This window comes from Psychrobacter sp. DAB_AL62B, from assembly GCF_028895345.1.
Taxonomy (GTDB): Bacteria; Pseudomonadota; Gammaproteobacteria; order Pseudomonadales; family Moraxellaceae; genus Psychrobacter.
On sequence record NZ_SAXC01000009.1, the window covers coordinates 32,228 to 52,706 of the forward strand.

The 20,479-nt window shown below is 41.7% G+C and carries 18 protein-coding genes and 1 tRNA gene; 8 read left to right on the forward strand and 11 right to left on the reverse strand.

Features of this window, described 5'->3' with window-relative positions:
• Positions 1 to 107: 107 nt before the first annotated feature.
• Together EPB74_RS11105 and EPB74_RS11110 are read left to right on the forward strand one after the other, a co-directional pair.
• The gene (locus EPB74_RS11105; protein ID WP_274904197.1) at positions 108 to 530 is read left to right on the forward strand and encodes a hypothetical protein; all 423 of its coding nucleotides are present in this window, start codon (positions 108 to 110) and stop codon (positions 528 to 530) included.
• Positions 531 to 653: 123 nt separating this feature from the next.
• Positions 654 to 729, forward strand: a tRNA-Phe gene (locus tag EPB74_RS11110).
• 94 nt (positions 730 to 823) lie between these two features.
• Here the strand turns inward: EPB74_RS11110 and EPB74_RS11115 are convergent.
• Entirely contained in the window at positions 824 to 1,132 is a 309-nt protein-coding gene (locus EPB74_RS11115; RefSeq protein WP_274904198.1) for a hypothetical protein, read from the reverse strand.
• Between the two features lie 229 nt (positions 1,133 to 1,361).
• On the opposite strand from EPB74_RS11115, the gene EPB74_RS11120 reads away from it, so the two are divergent.
• The 3 genes from EPB74_RS11120 (at position 1,362) to ilvD (ending at position 4,449) form a co-directional block, all read left to right on the forward strand.
• Entirely contained in the window at positions 1,362 to 1,862 is a 501-nt protein-coding gene (locus tag EPB74_RS11120) for a DUF4385 domain-containing protein (RefSeq protein ID WP_274904199.1), read from the forward strand.
• 129 nt (positions 1,863 to 1,991) lie between these two features.
• Positions 1,992 to 2,669 carry a phosphoglycolate phosphatase gene (locus EPB74_RS11125; protein WP_274904200.1) on the forward strand — a complete coding sequence of 226 codons (678 nt, stop codon included), beginning with the start codon at positions 1,992 to 1,994 and terminating at the stop codon, positions 2,667 to 2,669.
• Positions 2,670 to 2,766: 97 nt separating this feature from the next.
• Positions 2,767 to 4,449, forward strand: coding sequence for a dihydroxy-acid dehydratase (gene ilvD / locus EPB74_RS11130; protein WP_274904201.1), 1,683 nt, complete (start codon positions 2,767 to 2,769; stop codon positions 4,447 to 4,449).
• 191 nt (positions 4,450 to 4,640) lie between these two features.
• On the opposite strand, the gene EPB74_RS11135 is transcribed toward ilvD, so the two are convergent.
• Positions 4,641 to 6,251, reverse strand: coding sequence for a YifB family Mg chelatase-like AAA ATPase (locus tag EPB74_RS11135; RefSeq protein WP_274904202.1), 1,611 nt, complete (start codon positions 6,249 to 6,251; stop codon positions 4,641 to 4,643).
• A gap of 114 nt (positions 6,252 to 6,365) precedes the next feature.
• Between EPB74_RS11135 and EPB74_RS11140 the strand changes: the two genes are divergently transcribed.
• Together EPB74_RS11140 and hemN are read left to right on the forward strand one after the other, a co-directional pair.
• Positions 6,366 to 6,512 (forward strand): hypothetical protein, encoded by a 147-nt coding sequence (locus EPB74_RS11140; protein WP_274904203.1) that lies wholly within the window; start codon positions 6,366 to 6,368, stop codon positions 6,510 to 6,512.
• A gap of 408 nt (positions 6,513 to 6,920) precedes the next feature.
• A complete protein-coding gene (gene hemN / locus EPB74_RS11145) occupies positions 6,921 to 8,384 on the forward strand; it encodes an oxygen-independent coproporphyrinogen III oxidase (RefSeq protein WP_413771851.1) in 1,464 nt (487 codons plus the stop codon).
• 103 nt (positions 8,385 to 8,487) lie between these two features.
• Here the strand turns inward: hemN and EPB74_RS11150 are convergent, their stop codons facing one another.
• The 7 genes from EPB74_RS11150 to grpE form a co-directional block, all read right to left on the reverse strand.
• Positions 8,488 to 9,870 (reverse strand): esterase-like activity of phytase family protein, encoded by a 1,383-nt coding sequence (locus EPB74_RS11150; protein ID WP_274904204.1) that lies wholly within the window; start codon positions 9,868 to 9,870, stop codon positions 8,488 to 8,490.
• Positions 9,871 to 10,042: 172 nt separating this feature from the next.
• Positions 10,043 to 10,903: an SPFH domain-containing protein gene (locus tag EPB74_RS11155; protein ID WP_079692948.1), complete on the reverse strand. Its 861-nt coding sequence runs from the start codon at positions 10,901 to 10,903 to the stop codon at positions 10,043 to 10,045.
• 21 nt (positions 10,904 to 10,924) lie between these two features.
• A complete protein-coding gene (locus EPB74_RS11160; protein ID WP_274904205.1) occupies positions 10,925 to 11,416 on the reverse strand; it encodes an NfeD family protein in 492 nt (163 codons plus the stop codon).
• Positions 11,417 to 11,658: 242 nt separating this feature from the next.
• Positions 11,659 to 12,231, reverse strand: a complete 573-nt coding sequence (locus EPB74_RS11165) for a porin family protein (RefSeq protein WP_079692950.1) — start codon at positions 12,229 to 12,231, stop codon at positions 11,659 to 11,661.
• A 203-nt stretch (positions 12,232 to 12,434) separates the two neighbouring features.
• Entirely contained in the window at positions 12,435 to 12,971 is a 537-nt protein-coding gene (locus EPB74_RS11170; RefSeq protein WP_274904206.1) for a porin family protein, read from the reverse strand.
• Positions 12,972 to 13,288: 317 nt separating this feature from the next.
• Positions 13,289 to 15,232, reverse strand: coding sequence for a molecular chaperone DnaK (dnaK, locus tag EPB74_RS11175; protein WP_089555369.1), 1,944 nt, complete (start codon positions 15,230 to 15,232; stop codon positions 13,289 to 13,291).
• A gap of 256 nt (positions 15,233 to 15,488) precedes the next feature.
• Positions 15,489 to 16,103: a nucleotide exchange factor GrpE gene (grpE, locus tag EPB74_RS11180; RefSeq protein WP_079692953.1), complete on the reverse strand. Its 615-nt coding sequence runs from the start codon at positions 16,101 to 16,103 to the stop codon at positions 15,489 to 15,491.
• Between the two features lie 521 nt (positions 16,104 to 16,624).
• Between grpE and EPB74_RS11185 the strand changes: the two genes are divergently transcribed.
• Positions 16,625 to 18,103, forward strand: a complete 1,479-nt coding sequence (locus EPB74_RS11185; RefSeq protein WP_274904207.1) for an alpha/beta hydrolase — start codon at positions 16,625 to 16,627, stop codon at positions 18,101 to 18,103.
• 12 nt (positions 18,104 to 18,115) lie between these two features.
• Here the strand turns inward: EPB74_RS11185 and EPB74_RS11190 are convergent, their stop codons facing one another.
• Positions 18,116 to 19,282, reverse strand: coding sequence for a metallophosphoesterase (locus tag EPB74_RS11190; RefSeq protein WP_274904208.1), 1,167 nt, complete (start codon positions 19,280 to 19,282; stop codon positions 18,116 to 18,118).
• A gap of 92 nt (positions 19,283 to 19,374) precedes the next feature.
• Positions 19,375 to 20,445 carry a metallophosphoesterase gene (locus EPB74_RS11195; RefSeq protein ID WP_274904209.1) on the reverse strand — a complete coding sequence of 357 codons (1,071 nt, stop codon included), beginning with the start codon at positions 20,443 to 20,445 and terminating at the stop codon, positions 19,375 to 19,377.
• Positions 20,446 to 20,479 lie beyond the last annotated feature (34 nt).

The window sequence follows — 20,479 nt, forward strand, 5'->3', positions numbered from 1 at the left end:
TGACTTTAATATTATCAATCATTGCCCAATAACCGTTATGCTCATTATATTAAGTCATGCCGCACCAGATAACTAACTATCAAATGAAAAAAAAATAGGAAGCCACTATGCCTTTAGAAGCGATTGCCATTAACGACTTGCAAACTCCTTTGATGAAAAAGCCTGCACGTGAAAATGAATTAGCCGAGCGCTTGCAAGCATTGTATGATACGGATAATAGCCAACCTGATGGCACTGAAGTATTGGCACTTATTGAGCAAGGGTTTAAACGTGGGCAGTATCTATATGTCGGCATGTTCAATGATAAGCCTATCGCCGCAGTTGCCTGCTTTGATGATGGGCAGACTGATGCTAAGCGCTTGCAATATTTAACGGTACATCAACAAAATCGTGGTCGCGCGATTGATGCTAAGTTTATTAAACTGGTTTATGACGCCGAAGTGAAAAAAGGCGTGCGCCAGTTTGTTCCTGTTGATGCAGATATTCACCGGATTATGAGTGAATATGAGCTACTGCGTGTTAAAGATTAGTTTTAGGATAAAAAAGGCTTATTTTAATGACCTATCAATTATTTTTGCCCTTTTGTCACATATAATGCAGAAATAACTTGACAGGAACGCCTATATTTAGTTTAATAGCGCCTCAACGAAGACGGCTCGATAGCTCAGTCGGTAGAGCAACGGATTGAAAATCCGTGTGTCGGCAGTTCGAACCTGCCTCGAGCCACCATTCGTTTAAGCATTCTAAAAAGCCCTGAACATTTATGTTCAGGGCTTTTTTTATGTCTTTAGGCTTTAAATATTTGTTTTTAATAAAGTTGTTTTTATGACACGGGGTCTCTTAATAACAGCTCACAAGGCTCACGATAATTTAAATCGTAAATAGTTGCGCGATAATCAATACCATATCGACCTTCAGAGAATACTACTTGATCACCTATTGATAAATAACAAGATTGACGCGCATCATAGATAAAGTCATCAATAACAAACATCTCATCACGGTCGACGTCTTTGACTGTGTAAGTGTTATCTTTGACCGTATTATCACTTAACAATGATCGCTCAAACCAAGCACTATGAGCGCTATTAATACTTAGAAAAGCTATCGTCAATCCTAATAATATTAGCATTCCTGTCCTAGACGACATTAGCTCGTCCGTAGTAAATCTATTCATTGTAACTTATCCCGTTTACTTTTTCTAAAGTCAATTTTGTAGCGCCTGTTAATCTTGCATGGCGGTTTTTACAATATCTTAAACAACTACTGTCACTCATTCATAACACTTTTGTGCTGTTTTATGTGCCTACCCGCTAAGTATACTAAAAGCGATAAACAGAGATAGGTTAAGAGTAAGAACTATGAGAGAGTTTGATTATGATTTAGATTATAAAAACTTGGACTTGCGTGCGCAGCCTGAGCTGTACCGCGTTGGTCGTGGCGAGCAAGGAGTGTTACTAGTAGAGCCTTATAAGTCCGAGATTCTTCCGCATTGGCGCTTTGCAACGCCCGACATTGCGCTTGAGAGTAGCGGTGTTATTTATCAAATGTTTTTAGAGTATTTGTCAGCTGATGACTTTGTTGGTGCTGATATGGCACGCAAGTTTCTTCAAATGGGCTATACCCGCGCTCAGCGTTATGCCAATCATAAAGGTGGTAAAAAATATAAGGGAGCGGTTCCTGATGATAAAAAAGGCCAAAGCGGAGCTCATGGTCGTGAAGAGCTACCACGCCAGCCAGAAGATCCTATCAAAGCTGAATCTGCGTGCATATTTAAGCAGAAATGGGATTTATGCCGTGAGAATGAAAGCTATTTAAAAATGAAAGCTGAACACCGTCAGCGTTATCAAGACGTTGAATAGTAGATACTGAAATAGCAGTAAAAGTGAGTGCTATGGCTTACCTATGTTATGGTAACAAAGACTTTAAACAGTACTTTTAAAAACTAATAACTTAAAAATAGAATGAATAATTCTAAATCGCGAGGAATAATGAATAAGCAGCTTTTAATTTTCGATTTTGACGGCACTCTCATTGATAGCGTACCAGATTTGGCTGATGCGACTAATGCGATGCTGACTACGCTTGGTAAACACCCTTATCCTATCGATACCATACGTAACTGGGTGGGCAATGGCTCAAGAATGCTGGTCGAACGCGCCTTGCTCGGTAAAATTGAGGTTGTAGAAGGTGAGTTAACGGTCGAGGCAACTGATCATGCCGAACAAGTTTTTTTTGATGCTTATAAGAATCTTAGTGGTAGCAAAACCGTCGCCTACCCAGATGTGGATAGCGGACTAAAAAAGCTAAAGGCAGCGGGCTATACACTAGCATTAGTCACCAATAAGCCGATTCGTTTTGTACCCAAAATATTACAATTCTTTGGCTGGCAAGACTTGTTTAGCGAAGTACTTGGTGGTGATAGTCTGCCCGTTAAAAAACCAGATCCTACCCCACTACTACATGTCTGTGAAACTCTAAACGTTACTCCAGCGCAAGCAATCATGATTGGTGACTCCAGAAACGACATCTTGGCAGGACAAAACGCCAATATGGATACGCTTGGACTGTCATACGGCTATAACTATGGGCAGGATATTCGTGAGCTAAACCCTACCGCAGCGTTTGATAGTTTTGCGGCATTGGTTGAATATATTTTAAAAGATTAGGGCGTATTTAGTTACTTTCGTTCAGATTGAGGACATACACTAGCCTTTACTTAAGCTTAAACAAGCCAATAAACCGTTACGCTATTGGAGACAGAGCATGATTAAAAAAGACGATACCAACAGAAAATACTCCGCTATTTTGGTCGATGGCATTCAAAAAGCACCAGCCCGTTCTATGTTGCGTGCAGTCGGTTTTACAGATGAAGATTTTAAGCGCCCGCAAGTGGGGATTGCCTCTACTTGGAGCCAAGTAACCCCTTGTAATATTCATATTAACGGCTTAGCTGAGGAAGTGGCTAAAGGCGTTTATCTTGCCTATGCCAAACCCATTATTTTCAATACCATTACCATCTCTGACGGTATTGCTAACGGTTACCAAGGTATGAAATACTCATTGGTATCGCGTGAGGTGATTGCGGATTCTATTGAAACCGTATCAGGCTGCCAAGGTCACGACGCTATAATTGCTATTGGTGGCTGCGATAAGAATATGCCTGGTTGTATTATGGCCATGGCACGCTTAAACCGTCCTTCACTGTTTATTTATGGCGGTACCATTCAGCCGGGTAAAAATCATACTGACATCGTTTCTGTATTCGAAGCCGTCGGTGCCAATGCCCGTGGCGATATGACCGAAGAAGAAGTATTAGAAATTGAAAGAACGGCTATCCCTGGCCCTGGTTCTTGTGGTGGTATGTATACCGCTAACACCATGGCATCAGCGATTGAAGCGTTAGGCATGAGCTTACCGGGCAGCTCTGCTCAAGAAGCTATCTCTCCTGAAAAACGTGAAGACTGCCGACAAGCAGGCCGCGCGATTCAGTGGCTCATTGATAACGATATTAAGCCTAGCGACATTATGACGCGTAAAGCCTTTGAAAATGCAATTACGATGGTTATTGCTTTGGGTGGCTCTACCAACGCTGTACTGCATTTACTGGCCATGGCTGATGCGATCGACGTAGAGCTCACTATTGATGATTTTACCGAAATAGGTAAGCGTGTGCCGGTACTGGCCGACTTACGCCCATCAGGTAAATACTTAATGTCTGAACTCATCAAAATTGGTGGTATTGCCCCACTAATGAAGCGTTTACTGGCACAAGGTTTACTGCACGGCGACTGCTTAACTGTGAATGGTAAAACCATAGCTGAAAACCTTGCTAACGTAAAAGACTATCCAGCCGGCCAAGACATTATCATGCCGTTCGACAAGCCACTTAAAGCCGACAGCCACTTACGCATATTACGTGGCAACATCGCACCAACTGGTTCAGTGGCAAAAATCAGTGGCCAAGAAGGTACTCTATTTACCGGTACTGCACGTGTGTTTGATTCAGAAGAAGACTCCATGACCGCTATTCTTGACGGTACAGTAGTCGCAGGTGATGTGGTTGTTATTCGTTACGAAGGCCCGAAAGGTGGCCCGGGTATGCGAGAAATGCTGTCACCGACTTCCGCCATTATGGGGCGCGGCTTGGGTAATGACGTGGCGCTTATTACCGATGGTCGTTTCTCTGGTGGCAGTCATGGCTTTGTCGTTGGGCACATTACCCCTGAAGCAATGGTTGGTGGCCCAATTGCTATTATTGAAAACGGCGACACCATTACCATTGATGCCGATAACAATGAAATAAACTTAATCGTTAGCGAAGAAGACATTCAAAAGCGTTTAAGTACATGGAAAGCACCAGAGCCAAACATAAAGCGCGGTGTACTGGCTAAATACGCTAAAACGGTTGGCAGTGCCTCAGAAGGTGCCATTACCGATAAGTTTTAATCGCTATCAAAAACACCTTAGGCAAAGGAATGCCTGAGGTGATTTTCTTCTGTTGAATTTCCTGCTTAGAACCTCTCTCATAGTATTAATAATTCATATCCACTGCGCTTCCTTCAAAGCACCCTTCAGCTAAATATATTGATTTAAATAAGCTAGGAAGTCTCAATAGGCTTTTTTGCCTTAATAATAAATCATTTACTACGATAACTTAGTGCTTCAGATACATGAGCACTCGTAATATCACTACTGTCAGCGAGATCAGCAATCGTCCGCGCGACACGTAATACCCGATGATAGCCACGGGCGGATAAATTTAGCCGTTGCTGAGCAAGCTGTAACAGCTGCTGCTCACCCTCACCTAGCCGGATATATTTATCAATCTCACTAGGACTAAGCTCATTATTGACTTTTTTCTGTCGTATTAATTGGCGATTATGTGCCGCGGATACTCGACTACGCACCTGCTCAGAGGTTTCGCCGGCTTGAGCGTTTTGTAGATCGGCAATCGGCAATGCTGGCACAGTAATATGCAAATCAATCCGATCGAGCAGCGGTCCTGATAGCTTATCTTGATAGCGTTTAATCTGTTCAGGTCGGCAGCGACAACGTCCTGAGCCATCACCATCATAGCCACATGGGCACGGATTCATCGCTGCGACCAATTGAAAGTTTGCTGGAAAAGTCATTTGCGAGTTAGCACGGCTAATAGTGATTTGCTTAGCTTCTAAAGGCTGGCGTAATACCTCTAACACCGTGCGGTCAAACTCCGGTAATTCATCAAGGAATAACACGCCTTTATTCGCAAGCGTAATCTCGCCAGGTTTGGGACGTGAACCGCCACCGACCAAAGCGACAGCTGATATCGTATGATGAACTTGTCTGAATGGACGTGTGCCATAGTCGTAATCACTATCTGCAACCGAATACGTACTGGCGACCTCTAATGCATCCTCAGCACTCAAGTCCGGCAAAATAGTGGGTAACCGTGAGGCCATCAAGGTTTTACCGGAACCAGGTGGCCCTGTAAATAACAGCGAATGACCACCAGCTGCGGCAATCTCTAAGGCACGCCGAGCATGGTGCTGCCCTTTGACATCAGCCAAATCCACTTGATAGCCAATATGCTGCTGTGCTGGACTGGGCTGCACCACCTCTAGACGCTCATCTAAAAGGCTAGCATCTGTCAATGACTGCAAGTGATTACAGACGGCCTTTAGGTTTGGCGCCGCCAATACTATTATTCCATCAACACGGCTGGCCTCAGGCCCATTATCAATCGGTACTATTAATTGCGGCGTGGGTAATTGCGGCTTGGATAGCCGCGGTTTGGACGGCGATAATGGCTGACCTTCATTGGTTTCTGGTTCATCACTCTCTGATACTGGCAATATTTTTAACGCTAATACCTCAGCTTTCATCGCCCGTGCGACGGCTAAGCTCCCCGTTACTTGCCGAAGCTCGCCATTGAGCGCCAACTCACCGATGAACTCAAATCCTGATAGCACTTCTGGATCCAATTGATCACTGGCTGCCAAAATACCGATGGCAATCGGTAAATCAAGACGAGCCCCGTCTTTAGGCAGATCTGCGGGTGCTAAATTAATTGTCAAACGTCGATTAGGGAATTGAAAACCAGAATTAAGAATCGCTGAGCGTACTCTATCCTTACTCTCACGTACCGCCGCTTCAGGTAAACCAACAATGGTCAATGCTGGCAATCCTTGTGACAGATGCACCTCAATAATTACCTTGGGTGCATGCAGTCCGACGACTGAGCGGGTATAGACTTGAGCAAATGACATGAGCCCTTCCTAATATAGAGGTTTATCGATAATAAAGTATTATTATTAAGTGCGCAAATGTTGTGTTTTTTATTTTTAAATTAATTATATCTCGACTTTCTTATACTGAGCGTTATGACTCAGATTTTCAGAATCGCTTTGACTTCTATATATAATAAAAAAACGCGCCGTTATTCTGCGAAAGAATGGATTCGTCTGCCCTTTAGCGCTGGTGAAATATCTAAGCAAGCCGTTGGTAATAAGATTCAACTCAGAGAATAAATTAGCGTAATTCTTGATATTGATATAAAAGACTTTAGGGTAATCCTGAGGTCTTTTTTTGTACCCTATAACAATACAACTTTATGGGTATATACAAAAACTCGCTGTCCATGCCACTATAGTTAATGATTTGTTATACTAGTCATTACCTGCTTAGCTTTGAAATTTATGCTAAATAACTCAGCTGACTTATGCATTATTGTCATTCGCAGTGAGCCAAATAACCTATATCAAAATAGCGACCAACAAAGCTATTACCCGACTTAAAAAAGCCGTTTACCAATCACGTAAAAACGACGATTTATACAGTCAAACGAGGAATCTCGCATGTCAGAACAATTCGATATCAATAGCGCATCTCAACCCTCCATCAATGCGAGCGAGCAGCCCACCACGGTACGTCCTGTCATGCAGATGGACAATCCGTATGCCAGCACTCGTGGCAGCATTACCAGCAAACAACTACCTGCATTCGATCAAGACATCATTAATAAATATAATCGTTCAGGGCCACGCTATACCTCCTACCCAACCGCTTTAGAATTTTCACCAATGCCAGAAGGGCTCGAGACAAAAATCCTTCAAGAACGCGAAGCCCATGCGCCATTATCACTCTATTTCCATATTCCATTTTGCCGTCACCTTTGCTATTACTGTGCTTGTAATAAAATTATCACCAAAAAGAACAGCGATGCTGGCGATTATTTAGAGTACCTAATTGCTGAAATTAAGCACAAACGCAGCCTATTAAGCCCACCAGAAAACGGCAAAAAACCACTGGTTAAACAGCTACATTTCGGTGGTGGTACACCCACATTTCTACAAGATAATGAATTGATACAACTTTGGGAGTTCTTGCAGACCCAGTTTGAGTTTTTGCCGGAAGACCAAGGCGATTATTCTATCGAAATTGACCCACGTGAGCTGAGCGGCGAGACGCTACAAGTTCTACGTAACCTAGGTTTTAATCGTGTGAGTTTGGGCGTACAAGATTTAGATGAAACCGTACAAATTGCGGTTAATCGGGTACATTCAGCAGAATTAATTGAAAATGTTTTAACAGAGGCGCGCGCGCTAGGGTTTCATTCTATCAATGTCGATTTGATTTATGGTTTACCGCATCAAACGCCAACGACCTTAGATAAAACCGTACGCCGTATTATTGAGATGTCACCAGATCGCTTGTCGGTATTTAATTATGCTCATTTGCCGGAACGCTTTAAATCTCAACGACAAATTAAAGAGGCGGACTTGCCTACTCCAGCCGCCAAGCTTACGATGCTTGGTAATACCATCAATACCCTAACCGAAGCAGGTTATCAGTATATTGGTATCGACCATTTTGCCAAGCCTGATGATGAGCTTGCTATCGCCCAGCGCGAAGGTAAGTTACATCGTAATTTTCAAGGTTACACCATCATGGGTGATTGTGATTTATTAGGCTTTGGCGTCTCTTCAATCAGTCAAATTGCCAATGCCAATAGCAGCTATATCCTACAAAATCATACCGATTTGGAGGTTTATAAAGAAAATATCGATGCGGCGCGCGACAATCCTGCAGTGATGCCAGCGGTAAACGTGATTAAAACCTCTATCAAAGATCGCTTACGTGAATACGTGATTATGAATTTATTATGTCACGACTATATCGACTTTAGAGACGTCAATCAAAAATTCGGTATCGATGCCATTACTTATTTTATTGATGAAATCCAACAATTAGGTCAGATGCAAGACGATCGTTTGATTGACATGGATGCCGCCGGTATTAGAGTATTGCCAAAAGGTCGCCTACTCGGTCGCAACGTTGCCATGGTATTCGATGAATACCTTGAAAAGAAACATAAAAATCGCTTTTCAAAAGCTATTTAACTAATTAACTTCTAAACTAAAATTCCAATAATAAAAAAGACCTCAAGCGAGGTCTTTTTTTGGCTTACGATAAATACTTTGATCTAATAAAAACTATCTATATCTACTCGGTAGGCATCACGAGATATAATCGATTGGCATCTTCTATTGTTTTCTCTTTATCGAGATACTTCTGTTCAACGGTACTTTTTACATTGATTATCTCTGAATCTGTCATGGCAAAATCGTCATCATTCAGTAAACCCAATGAACCATCTTGACGTAGCCATAAACCTTCAAGCTTATCGTGCGGATAATCTAAAGTAGCTAGGACATCGACTACCAAGGTTTTTTTGACAGGCTTGATAGCCACCTCTTCTAGCGTTTGCCAGTTTGCTTCGTTTTCTGCAATCATTTGCTCGAGCGTTTGTCCATTGATAGTCAAGCCGAGAGTCTTATCTTGTTTGATACTTTCGCCATTTAGCACAGCTTCAATATCTGTTGCTTGCGAGATATCCATTTTATAAATAAGTTTTTTCGCCACCTTCTCTTGTAGTGGAAATTTACGATCGTGCTCAATCAGATAAAATTCATGCTCATTGATAGCAACTATCCCTGATGCCACATATGCGGCATTATCAAGACGATATAAATATTGTGCTATCTGACCTGAGATTAAGTTAATAGTAACAATGCGCACTAGACTCGACAGACGCCCTGACTTATCAGGATTGTCCATCGAAGACTCCATGATACCCACTAGCGTAGTCTGGTCTGGAGTAATCGTTAGTGCTTCCATGCCGCGATTGGCGCGGCGCTTGGTAAACTCTGCCGGTAATAAAATCGGCTTATCATTCACAACCACATTATTACGCTCATCACTGGCAAAAGGATTGATACGGGCTATTTCTACCCCATCCGCGTCATAGTGGATGAGATGTGGACCATATTCATCACTAATCCAAAAACTGCCATCTTTGAGCGCGGCAAGTCCTTCGGGGTCTAGACCATTGATATCACTTTTAATAGGATTGGTTACTTCATCAAAAGGTAAGCTGGGGTTCACAGTCATCGGTTGACCATTAATATCATAAGGTACTTCATTGGTACCGCCAAAGGCTTTTGGATTCGGTAGCCCAGAGATCGGCTTGCCATTGCCATCTTTTAGTACTATCTCTATTACCTTGATAATTTTTCCGTCAGCTTGCAATTCAAACAGCCCAATAGACGGCGTATAATCAGGCACTAAAAACTGCTTACCTTTACCAGCAATTCCTTCAAAATCGGCATTGGGACCTCGATCGGTAAGCACATAAAATTGATTAGCATTGGTTGGATGTGCCGCCGCGTCTGAGCCATAGCCACCACCTCGAATCTCTAATTTTTGCTCAGGATAAGCGGCATTAATATGCGTCGCATCAAGTACGGTATAGGGTAATGGGCTGCCTTGCGAGAAATCCTCTATTGAGATTATTTCAGTATTCACATTTTGCTTGGTCATTGTCATTGTTATTTTCCTTGTATCAGTATTCTTATTATTAAAAAAGTGACATCACACGCTAAAAAATCTATTAAAAGTAGCCTTGGCAAATTAAAGTCAAAAAAATAGCCAGCGCGTTACACGCTTACTGACTATTTTAAAGGGCTAATTCTATAGGATGTGGTTCAAGTACAGTGATTTAGACTTTAAGCTTATCACCGACCATGCCTTTTACTGTACTTAGAATGTCAGCTGGTAATACCACCATTTTTGAGTTATCAGACTCAGCCAGCTTACGAATCGCTTTAATATACTGCTCACCAAGTAAGTAAACTATCGGCATCTCTTCCGTGCCCATTGCAGCAGTGATTAGACGAATAGATTCTTCTGAGCCTTTTGCTAGTACCACCTGCGCTTCAGCGTCACGGCGTGAGGCTTCTAAACGACCGTCTGCTTCTAGGATAGCCGCTTGCTTTTGACCATCAGCACGGGTCACTGTCGCACGACGTAGGCGCTCAGCTGCTGCCTGCTCTTCCATTGATGCTTGCATAGTCTGCGAGGGGTTAATGTCTTGAATTTCTACTGTTTTTAGCGTGATACCCCAATCAGCAATATCTTCTGAGATGGCATGCTTGAGCTTCATTTTGATTTCATCACGGCTAGATAAAGCACTATCGAGATCCATTTCACCGATGATTGAACGTAGTGATGTCTGCACAAGATTACGGATACCATATTCATAATCTTCGATACCGTAGACTGCTTTGTCAGGACGCACGATACTAATATAGGCGACGGCATTAGCGATAATCACTACGTTATCTCGCGTGATTACTTCTTGTGATGGAATATCAAGCACGATGTCTTTGGTCGTAACTTTATAAGCGACATCATCAACATAGGGAATAATAAGATTTAAGCCAGGCTCTAGGGTTTGGCTATATTTACCCAATCGCTGCACCACCCACTTGTAACCTTGCGGGACGATGCGCACACCCTTAAACACTGTAAATACGACCAGTGCGACCAAAACTATCATTACAATACTAAAGCTTTCCATAACTCATCCCTATTATTATACTTACGTATTTTTGTTCGTTGCTGCCCAAGCCTTCATACTGCTCACGATCAGCTCGTTACCGACGATATCCGTCACCACAACTCGATCACCGACTGCCACTTGCTCATCTCTAGTACGGCACATCCATTCAGCCGCCCCAACAATAGGGACACTAAAGCGTACCATACCTGCTCTATTTGGTTGTGGCTGCACAATAATCATACCGATTTCACCAACGATGATACTGCCACCCAGTCCTGCTTCGGTGCGATCAACAGACAAGGGTTTTACAAACTTGAACCATGCCAACAGAAATATAGCGGAAAGTACCAACCAAATAATAATTTGAACGGAGATAGAAATAGGCAATAACCATGAAAGCGCTGCAACTATGATAGCGGCAGCTCCAAACCAAAGGCTAGCAAACGTCGGAACAAACATCTCGACAATCAGCAGCACAAAACCCAATACCAACCAATGCCAAGGTTCAATCATCCAGAGTGTCTCCATCATTGCGCTATTCCCTATCTTTGCTATTCTAACTTTCAATGTAGCACATTTCCTCAACTGAAAACGCTCTAAAAACAATACCTTTAAAAGCAATGCTATAAAAAATATTTCTTGAAAATTAGCCACGCGTCTTTATCTTCAGCTTAATACAAATATCAATGCGATATCTATTCTAAAAAACTTGAAGCAAAAAAAACGACCGCCGAAGCGATCGTTTTTTATTTTATAAATTTACAGCAGCAATTTTAGAATTTGAAATGTGCACCAAGCGTAACACCATTAGAATCTAAATCTTCACCGTCATCTAAGTCTATGGTTGGGTAGAAGTTATACATAACTTCTGCAGAAACCATAGGATTGAAGTTATAACCTAGACCTAAACCACCAGCTACACCAGTATCAGAGAAACTTTCACTTGTACTAGTATTAAAAACTTTATCTTTGTAATCTACATCGATTTCGTTTTTAGCGACGCCTAAACGACCTTTTGCATATAACGCAGTAGTTGGAAATACATAGTCATAAGTAGCATAAAGACCTAGAACATTAGCACTATATTCTGTTTTTTCAAAACGGTCTTCATAAGCATCGGTGTCGCTAGTAGTCAGATACTCAGCTTCAACACCAAACTCTGGCGTGAACTTATAACCACCGTAAACACCGTAGGATACAGCATCATCTTCTACGTCATCTGGACTATACTGACCAACCTTTGCACCAATATATGGTTGTCCTGCGTAGTTAACTGCTGCTTGAGCACTGACACTTAATAAAGATGCAGTTGCTAACGCTAATACTGTTGTTTGTAACATTTTCATTGGATTCCCCGAATTTATTTTAGTTGGTACTGAACTTTCGTATAGACTATATTTCACCGAAAAACCATCTCGTCTATAGATGACGGCGATATAGTAGCAATATTGTTGTTACTAAAAAACATTTGTTGTGTATTAAAAGTATTACAAAAAAAACGACCACCTTAAGTGATCGTTTTTTATTTAAGTAATGACTAATCAAAGGATTAGAATTTTAGCTGTGCACCTACAGTCATAAGATCTGCGTCGCTACCTAGCTTGTCATATTCAGCTTCAACACTGAAGTTAGGGTTTACTGAATAACCAAGACCAACACCGCCTGCTAGGCTAGTATCTTTGTCTGTGCCATTGAAAGCATTCAAAGTTGTGTTAGAGCGTTCTACTTCAGTTCTCGCAACACCTAATTTACCTTTGGCATATAAACCAGTGTTTGGGAATGCATAACGGTAGGTACCATAAGCACCGTAAGTTTTAGCATCGATGTCACCGCCTCTGTAATCTGCATCATCAGAGCCTACAAATTCAGCTTCCATACCAAAGTTAGGATCGAAGTTGTAGCCTGCGTATACACCGTAAGCAGTTGGATCATCAGCGCCATCAACATCTAAGTCAAATTGACCAACTTTCGCACCGACGTATGGTTGACCAGTATAGCCATTACCATAAGAGGTAGCTGCTTGTGCACCTACTGTTAGTAAAGAACCGGCTGCTAGTGCAATTAGAGTTTTTTGTAGAGTTTTCATTTGTAGCTCCTTAAAATCAATTTGGACAAACAAGTTATTTATTTATACTGGCTTTTTAGCCATATCGCCTTGTCTGCTAACGATGTATACATAGTAACAAACCGTGTCAAAAACTCTGTCTGTGTTTAATGGTAGGAAAGTTAAGTTTTGCAAGTATTTATCAGTACTAGAGTTACAAAGACTGAGATATGAAATCTTTTGTTACAACCGCTTGGTTTGGGTAATAATCCCTACGTATTAAGTAAAAACTATCATGCAAAATAAAAAAAACGCACCCCGAAGGATGCGTTTTTTAGCTTAACTATTTATTAATAGTATTATTTTTTATCTTCGTCTACTTCAGTGAACTCAGCATCCACCACATCGTCGTCTGCTTGGTTGCTCTCGCCAGCATTATCCGCACCTTGTTGGAACTGGTTTGGATCCATACCTTCAGCACCAGCGCCTGCATCAGCATAAATCTTCTGGCTAACTGGCAAGAAGGCATTGTCTAACGCTTCAAGCTTGGCTTTGATGTCTTCATGGTCATCTTCTTTCGCAGCCGCTTCAAGCTCAGAGATAGCCGTTTCTACTGATGATTTTTCATCGTCAGATACTTTATCTGCGGCATCTTTTAGCGCTTTTTGTACCGCATGAATACGACCATCTGCTTCGTTACGCACTTGCGCTAGATTGGCGAATTTCTCGTCTTCAGCAGCGTTGGCTTCAGCATCACGAATCATTTGTTCAACTTCTTCGTCCGACAAACCAGAATCCGCTTTAATTTGGATACTTTGTGCTTTACCAGTACCTTTATCAGTCGCTGAGATATTCATGATACCGTCAGCGTTGATGTCAAAGCTGACTTCGATTTGTGGCAGACCACGTGGTGCTGGTGGAATGTCCGTTAAATCAAAACGACCAAGCTGTTTATTTTGGTTGGCAATTTTACGCTCGCCTTGATAAACCTGAATGCTAACCGCTGGCTGGTTATCTTCAGCCGTTGAGAATACCTGTGATTTCTTAGTTGGAATCATGGTGTTTTTCTCAATGATTGGCGTCAAGATGCCACCCATAGTCTCGATACCAAGCGTCAATGGTGTCACATCAAGTAGCAATACGTCAGTTTTTTCACCAGACAATACCGCGCCTTGAATAGCCGCACCCGCTGCTACTGCTTCATCAGGGTTCACGTCTTTACGTGGCTCTTGCCCGAAGAATTCCTGTACTTTTTGCTGTACCAATGGCATACGAGTCTGACCACCAACTAAGATGACATCATCAATATCGCCGATTTTTAGACCTGCATCTTCAAGGGCAATCTTACAAGGACCCATCGTACGTTGTACTAATTCTTCAGTTAGGCTCTCAAGTTTCGAGCGGCTGATAGTAACCACCAAATGCTTAGGACCACTGCTATCAGCAGTGATATACGGCAAGTTCACTTCAGTGCTTTGGGCACTTGATAGCTCAATCTTCGCTTTTTCTGCCGCTTCTTTTAGGCGCTGCATCGCAAGAGAGTCACCTTTTAGGTTAACGTCTTGGTCTTTTTTGAACTCGCTTACTAAGAAATCAATTAACGCTGAGTCAAAATCTTCACCACCAAGGAATGTATCACCATTGGTTGCTAATACTTCAAACTGCTGCTCGCCATCAACGTCAGCGATTTCGATGATTGATACGTCAAAAGTACCACCACCTAAGTCATAAACAGCAACTGTAGTATCGCCTTTCTTTTTATCCATACCATAAGCAAGAGCGGCGGCAGTTGGTTCGTTAATAATACGTTTTACATCAAGACCAGCGATTTTACCCGCGTCTTTGGTTGCTTGACGCTGTGAATCATTAAAGTAAGCAGGTACGGTAACAACTGCTTCAGTAACTGCTTCACCAAGATAGTCTTCGGCTGTTTTTTTCATTTTTTTCAAGATTTCAGCAGAAACCTGTGGTGGCGCTAGTTTTTTGCCGTTGATCTCTACCCATGCATCACCGTTATCAGCTTTGGCGATTTTGTAAGGTACCATACCGATATCTTTTTGCACGACTTTGTCATCAAAACGACGACCAATCAAACGCTTGATGGCAAATAACGTGTTGTTTGGGTTGGTTACCGCTTGACGCTTCGCTGACTGACCGACAAGGATCTCATCATCTTTATAAGCGACAATCGATGGTGTGGTACGAGTACCTTCAGCGTTTTCGATGATTTTAACTTTATCACCTTCCATCACTGCGACACATGAGTTGGTTGTACCTAAATCAATACCAATGACTTTACCCATAATTAATTACTCCTAATTTGTTTTTAAATTAAATATTTATACATCCAGACCTTAGGTTATATAAACCTATTCGATCACTTGTTGCTTTATATCGGTTTACTTATGCATTTTTTCAAGTCATTCACGGTATGAAAAATCCCTTTTATGTGATTTTTTGTCAAAAGCCTTACTAATAATAAGGTTTAGTACCGTTAAAGACTGATTCTTTATTATCTATAGTATTTAAGACTGACGTAGCGATACAATTGTCTTAAAATTATTGTCCGACACGCACCATCGCTGGGCGCAATAGACGACCATTCAAGCTATAGCCTTTTTGTAAGACCGTACCAACCATATCTGCTTCAGCTTCTGGGTCGATACCTACGGCTTCATGAAAATCAGCGTTGAACTTCTCGCCTTGTGGGTCAACCATTTCGACGCCATTTTTATTCAGTACATCAAGCAATGCTTTATGCGTCAACCTCACCCCTTCAGTAACAGGATCGTCTGCATTGGCATTTTCAATCGCACGCTCTAAGTTATCGACCACTTCTAACAGCTCTTTAGCAAATTTCTGTAGCGCAAAACGCTTACTTTTATCCGCTTCTTGCTCAATGCGTTTTTGCGCATTGTAAGTTTCAGCATTGGCACGGGCAGTACTTTCTTTAGCTTGCTTAACTTCACCTTCTAGCTCAGCGATACGGGCTTTAAAAGTATCAAGATTAATATCGTTTTCGATAACACTTTCTTCACCTGAGTTATTCTGTGGATCAAATTCTTTCAAGGTCTCTTCTAAGATACTCTCTTCGTGTACAACGTTATCGTGTGAAACATTGTCGTGTGAGATATTTTGGTCAATCGATTCGTGGTTGGTGTTTTGCTCGCTCATGATAGCTCCCTAATATTGATATAATAATGATGGACTTTATAAAACAAAAAATTGGCTAATTGCTAGCCCTAGTGTGTTTATCAATAGCTTATAGGCTTATATTACTTGATTAACCTTTATCACTCATTGTTTTTATAGATATCTTTCAATAGCTGATTGATAAAGGTTGCAAGGCCAAATTTCAAGCCTAATACGAGGAATTTTTCTTAATACTGACAAATGCTAGGCAGATAGAGACAAATACTCGCTAAAGTGCAAAAAAAGTGCCCTATACCGTGTTTGTCTTTATTGTTAATTAAAATACTTTTTTGCTAACAAAAGGTACAAAAAGCCGTCATTTATTCCAAATCATTTACGCTTTGTACCCAAACTATTACCAAAGAGTGCTCAACTTAATTTTTGATTGTCTTATTATGACTGTAAATATAATTAATTAAACACAAGTAAACGCTGACTCATAGCATAACTAAAAATAGCAATGTTATGACAGTGGATGCTGGTAATGATTTATAAGAGGTGTTATGTCTAATTCAACGGTATTGTCAGTCAACACCTTACTTAATAAAGCGGTGAAGACACTGAACCTAACGTCTTTAGGTCAAGAAAAAAGTGCGGGAAAAACAAACTGTCATCAACAAGTTGATAGTAATGAGCCAGAGAATATTAAAGTAGAAAGCGCTAGAATAGAAAGTATTGAGTTGCAAGCTACCGATGATAAGTATTTATCTATTAAGGATAAGATGCTAGGTCATCACTTAATGACAAACTACCAACCGCATCTGTTGCATTATGCCATAAAAGGCATAGGCTGCTTGCCAACGCCTGTATTAGAAAGTTTAGTCGATTATTTGAATGGTCCTAATTCTAAGCAATACATGCACGTCGATGCCCATCTACGCTTAATTCTTGCAATCAATAGCAAGCTTAAAACGCCTTTACACCTTGTAGAAATGACCGAACTACGTAAACGATTTGCCACAGATGCGGTGGCTATGCAAGCACCAAAGGTATGGCAGCAAGCCAGTGATAACCTATTTAGCAATATTAAGCCGTTTGCTAAAAAAGGTGAGAGTTCTATCCGTTGGCAAGACAAAACGATTGCCAATGCTGACGACGGTGATATGACGCTTCGTTGCTATCAAAAACGAGCTAATGCTACTGGCTTTGGCTTTAAAAAAGCACAACAACACAATCCTGATGAGACGGTTTTATTGTTCTTTCATGGTGGTGGGTTTTGTATCGGTGATATCAATACGCACCATGAATTTTGTCATGCCGTTTGCGAGCAAACTGGCTGGCCAGTCGTCAGTGTTGATTATCGTTTAGCGCCTGAACATCCCGCTCCTACGGCATTAAGAGATTGTATTGCTGCTTATGCTTGGTTGGTTGAGCATTGTCAGTCGCTTGGCGCGTTGCCATCACGTATCGTACTAGCAGGTGATAGTGCTGGTGGCGGGCTATCGACTATGATTGCGCAACAAATCATCAGTCCGAGAAAAGATGCTTGGTGTGATTTGGGTGCTGATGGTCAAAAAACCTTTGATATATTGCAGCGCTTACCACATCCAATGGCGCAAATGCCTTTGTATCCGGTGACTGATATTGAGACTGATTATCCGAGCTGGGAATTATATGGTGAGGGTTTATTGTTAGACCATGCTGACGTTGCGGTTTTTGATGCTGCTTGTTTAGAGAATAGCCCGCTACCGCGTCAGCATGTTCTTACCTCACCTATGCTAGGTGATAATCGACAAATTTGCCCTACTTATATCGTCGCCGCAGAATTAGACGTATTGCGTGATGAAGCGTTTGCTTATGCTAGCCAATTAAAAGACTATGGGGTGGCTGTTCAGACCTATACTGTGGTTGGCGCACCACACGGATTTATCCATTTTATGAGCGTTCATGCAGCGCTTGAGCAAGAGACTAAGCATATCATTAACGGTTTTGCGAGGTTTGTCCGTGAAATGATAAGGACACAAGCTTTGTTAACTGCCTAGCTATTGATTCGTTTATATAATGTCATCGGTATTTTTATTAGCAGTGTTACCAGTAAAGGTAATTATCCAAACCTCAGAGCGTGACCCTAAGCGAAACGGTATGCCCCAAAAGCCGTAGCCTGAGGAGACAACAAAGTGGCCGTTACCAATAACCTCATAACCATAGCCCAAACGATTGATGGCGCTTACGATAAAGTTAGCGGGAAATATTTGACCATTATGAGTATGTCCTGAGACTTGTAAATCAACCGGTAATTGGCTATGTTCCATGATATCACTGGGCCTATGGTCGAGCAGAATAACCGGTTTGGTGCTATCAACTTGCGCCAATAGATCAGTGGTTGCTACACGTTGACGTTTATGATTATCAAAACGCCCCATCAGCCAAATAGCTTCTCCTTTATGTGTTAGGCTTGTTACCTCATCATTTAACAATTGCACGCCAGCCTCACGTAGAGAATCACTAATCGGCTGCTCATGACCGTATAAATCGTGATTACCTAAGGTTGCATAGCTGCCGTATGGCAAACTACTCACAAGTTTTGCTAGATTATCTGCCATATGGTACGTGCTAAAGGCTTGCACGTTATCATCCATGATATCGCCTGGCATCAATAAAATATCTGCTTGATGCTTATTAACCATAGTCTGCAGCTGTTTAATAGCCTTATTACCGAACAAGCGACCTAAATGCAAATCACTGGCTACCGCGATACGTAATGGATTAGTCAGCGGTTTATTAATATGAATAGACAACTCACGCACAATCGGCATATAAGCACTATATAAGGCGTAAACAAACAACGCTACAAAGAACATCAGTGCAAAAATGCGTAATCCTATAGCAACCACCTCTGAATAGTCAATCGTACTATCAAGCAAGGGTGTCAACAGCCAATAGCCTCCATATAATAGACTGGTAGATAAAGCCGTCAGCATCATAAAGTGCATGACTAACATCCAGCCACTGATCCAGCGATAGCTATTAGCGAATAGTTTGGTGACGCTCAACAGTAATAAAAAATTGGTGATGACAAATACTGCCATCCACACCGCAATAGTTGCTGATGCTGGTTGCGATGTGAGCCAAGGCTGCAGCCACCACTGCAAGCTGAGCGCTGCGCCTGTACTAAAAAGCTCTAGCAGCACAATAATGGTGAGAATAAAGGCGTAACGCATGAGGATATCCTTGGGCGGGGTTTAAGCACTAATTAACTGCTATCTCTTTTATGTTGAGCTAAATTTATCTAACAATAATGTATCGAAGTGCATTAGGTCGATTGTAAAGTAATCATCCATATCTCAGAGCGCGTACCTAGCCTAAACGGCACTGCTCCAATACCATAACCTGACGTTACCAAAAACTGTGTGCCATTTATCTGCTCATGACCATAAACTAAAGGCGTGAACCATTTTAACAACACAGTTAAAGGGAATATCTGACCACCATGCGTATGCCCTGATAGATGCAAATCAACGGGTAAATCTTTTATTTCTTCTAAGGCGTCAGGGCTGTGTTCCAAAAAAATCACAGGTTTTTTGCCCTCCACCCTAGTTAATAAATCGGCGGCTGCAGGACGTACAGGATCTGTTGCATCTGAACGTCCAACCAACAAGACTGCATCGTCCAACCAGACACTTTTATTATCAATAACCTGTATGCCTGCACGCTCAATTGCTTTGGCAATAGCAACCTCATTACCGGAATAATCATGATTGCCTAAGGTTGCATAGACACCAAGCGGCGCTCTCAATTTTGATAAATGCTCATGCATATTGGTTTTTTCATAAGCATCAGTGGAATCATTCATAACGTCACCAGCGATGACCACCACATCAGGATTTTGCGCATCTATCAGCTTAACCATTTTATCTATCTGCCGATTACCAAACCATCTCCCCAGATGCGTATCAGAAACCAAGGCAATTTCCATTGGTTTGTCTAAAGCTTTATCTGTCGTTACCGTCAGACGATGTACGACTGGCGAATAGGCATTAAATACTGCCAAGCTCACAATACTGATATAAACGACAACGGCAAACGCACGGATAGATATTGGTCGTAGTTTTTGTTTAAGAATTAGAGCATAAACTACTGCAATTACAGCCGTTATTAAGCCCGCATAAAACATAAAACCTTGCAAAATACTAACAACCAGATAAACATGGAAACGCTCATGCCAAAATTCACTGAGCCCGTAGATGAGAAAGAGATTATTAATCAGAAAAGCACTTAAGACCAAAAGGACTTTACCAAAGCTTTGTTTTGGTTGGATCAGCCAGTAGAAGACGATGCTGCTCATAATCGCAAGCAGTTGGGTGATGAGGATAAAAAGCCACATAGTAAAATTCAATCAAACGAAGACGGACGTATAG

Coding starts and splice junctions, on each gene's coding strand:
- EPB74_RS11105 (WP_274904197.1), top strand. CDS start 108: ATGCCTTTAGAAGCGATTGCCATTAACGACTTGCAAACTCCTTTGATG.
- EPB74_RS11115 (WP_274904198.1), bottom strand. CDS start 1,132: ATGCTAATATTATTAGGATTGACGATAGCTTTTCTAAGTATTAATAGC.
- EPB74_RS11120 (WP_274904199.1), top strand. CDS start 1,362: ATGAGAGAGTTTGATTATGATTTAGATTATAAAAACTTGGACTTGCGT.
- EPB74_RS11125 (WP_274904200.1), top strand. CDS start 1,992: ATGAATAAGCAGCTTTTAATTTTCGATTTTGACGGCACTCTCATTGAT.
- ilvD (WP_274904201.1), top strand. CDS start 2,767: ATGATTAAAAAAGACGATACCAACAGAAAATACTCCGCTATTTTGGTC.
- EPB74_RS11135 (WP_274904202.1), bottom strand. CDS start 6,251: ATGTCATTTGCTCAAGTCTATACCCGCTCAGTCGTCGGACTGCATGCA.
- EPB74_RS11140 (WP_274904203.1), top strand. CDS start 6,366: ATGACTCAGATTTTCAGAATCGCTTTGACTTCTATATATAATAAAAAA.
- hemN (WP_413771851.1), top strand. CDS start 6,921: ATGCAGATGGACAATCCGTATGCCAGCACTCGTGGCAGCATTACCAGC.
- EPB74_RS11150 (WP_274904204.1), bottom strand. CDS start 9,870: ATGACAATGACCAAGCAAAATGTGAATACTGAAATAATCTCAATAGAG.
- EPB74_RS11155 (WP_079692948.1), bottom strand. CDS start 10,903: ATGGAAAGCTTTAGTATTGTAATGATAGTTTTGGTCGCACTGGTCGTA.
- EPB74_RS11160 (WP_274904205.1), bottom strand. CDS start 11,416: ATGATGGAGACACTCTGGATGATTGAACCTTGGCATTGGTTGGTATTG.
- EPB74_RS11165 (WP_079692950.1), bottom strand. CDS start 12,231: ATGAAAATGTTACAAACAACAGTATTAGCGTTAGCAACTGCATCTTTA.
- EPB74_RS11170 (WP_274904206.1), bottom strand. CDS start 12,971: ATGAAAACTCTACAAAAAACTCTAATTGCACTAGCAGCCGGTTCTTTA.
- dnaK (WP_089555369.1), bottom strand. CDS start 15,232: ATGGGTAAAGTCATTGGTATTGATTTAGGTACAACCAACTCATGTGTC.
- grpE (WP_079692953.1), bottom strand. CDS start 16,103: ATGAGCGAGCAAAACACCAACCACGAATCGATTGACCAAAATATCTCA.
- EPB74_RS11185 (WP_274904207.1), top strand. CDS start 16,625: ATGTCTAATTCAACGGTATTGTCAGTCAACACCTTACTTAATAAAGCG.
- EPB74_RS11190 (WP_274904208.1), bottom strand. CDS start 19,282: ATGCGTTACGCCTTTATTCTCACCATTATTGTGCTGCTAGAGCTTTTT.
- EPB74_RS11195 (WP_274904209.1), bottom strand. CDS start 20,445: ATGTGGCTTTTTATCCTCATCACCCAACTGCTTGCGATTATGAGCAGC.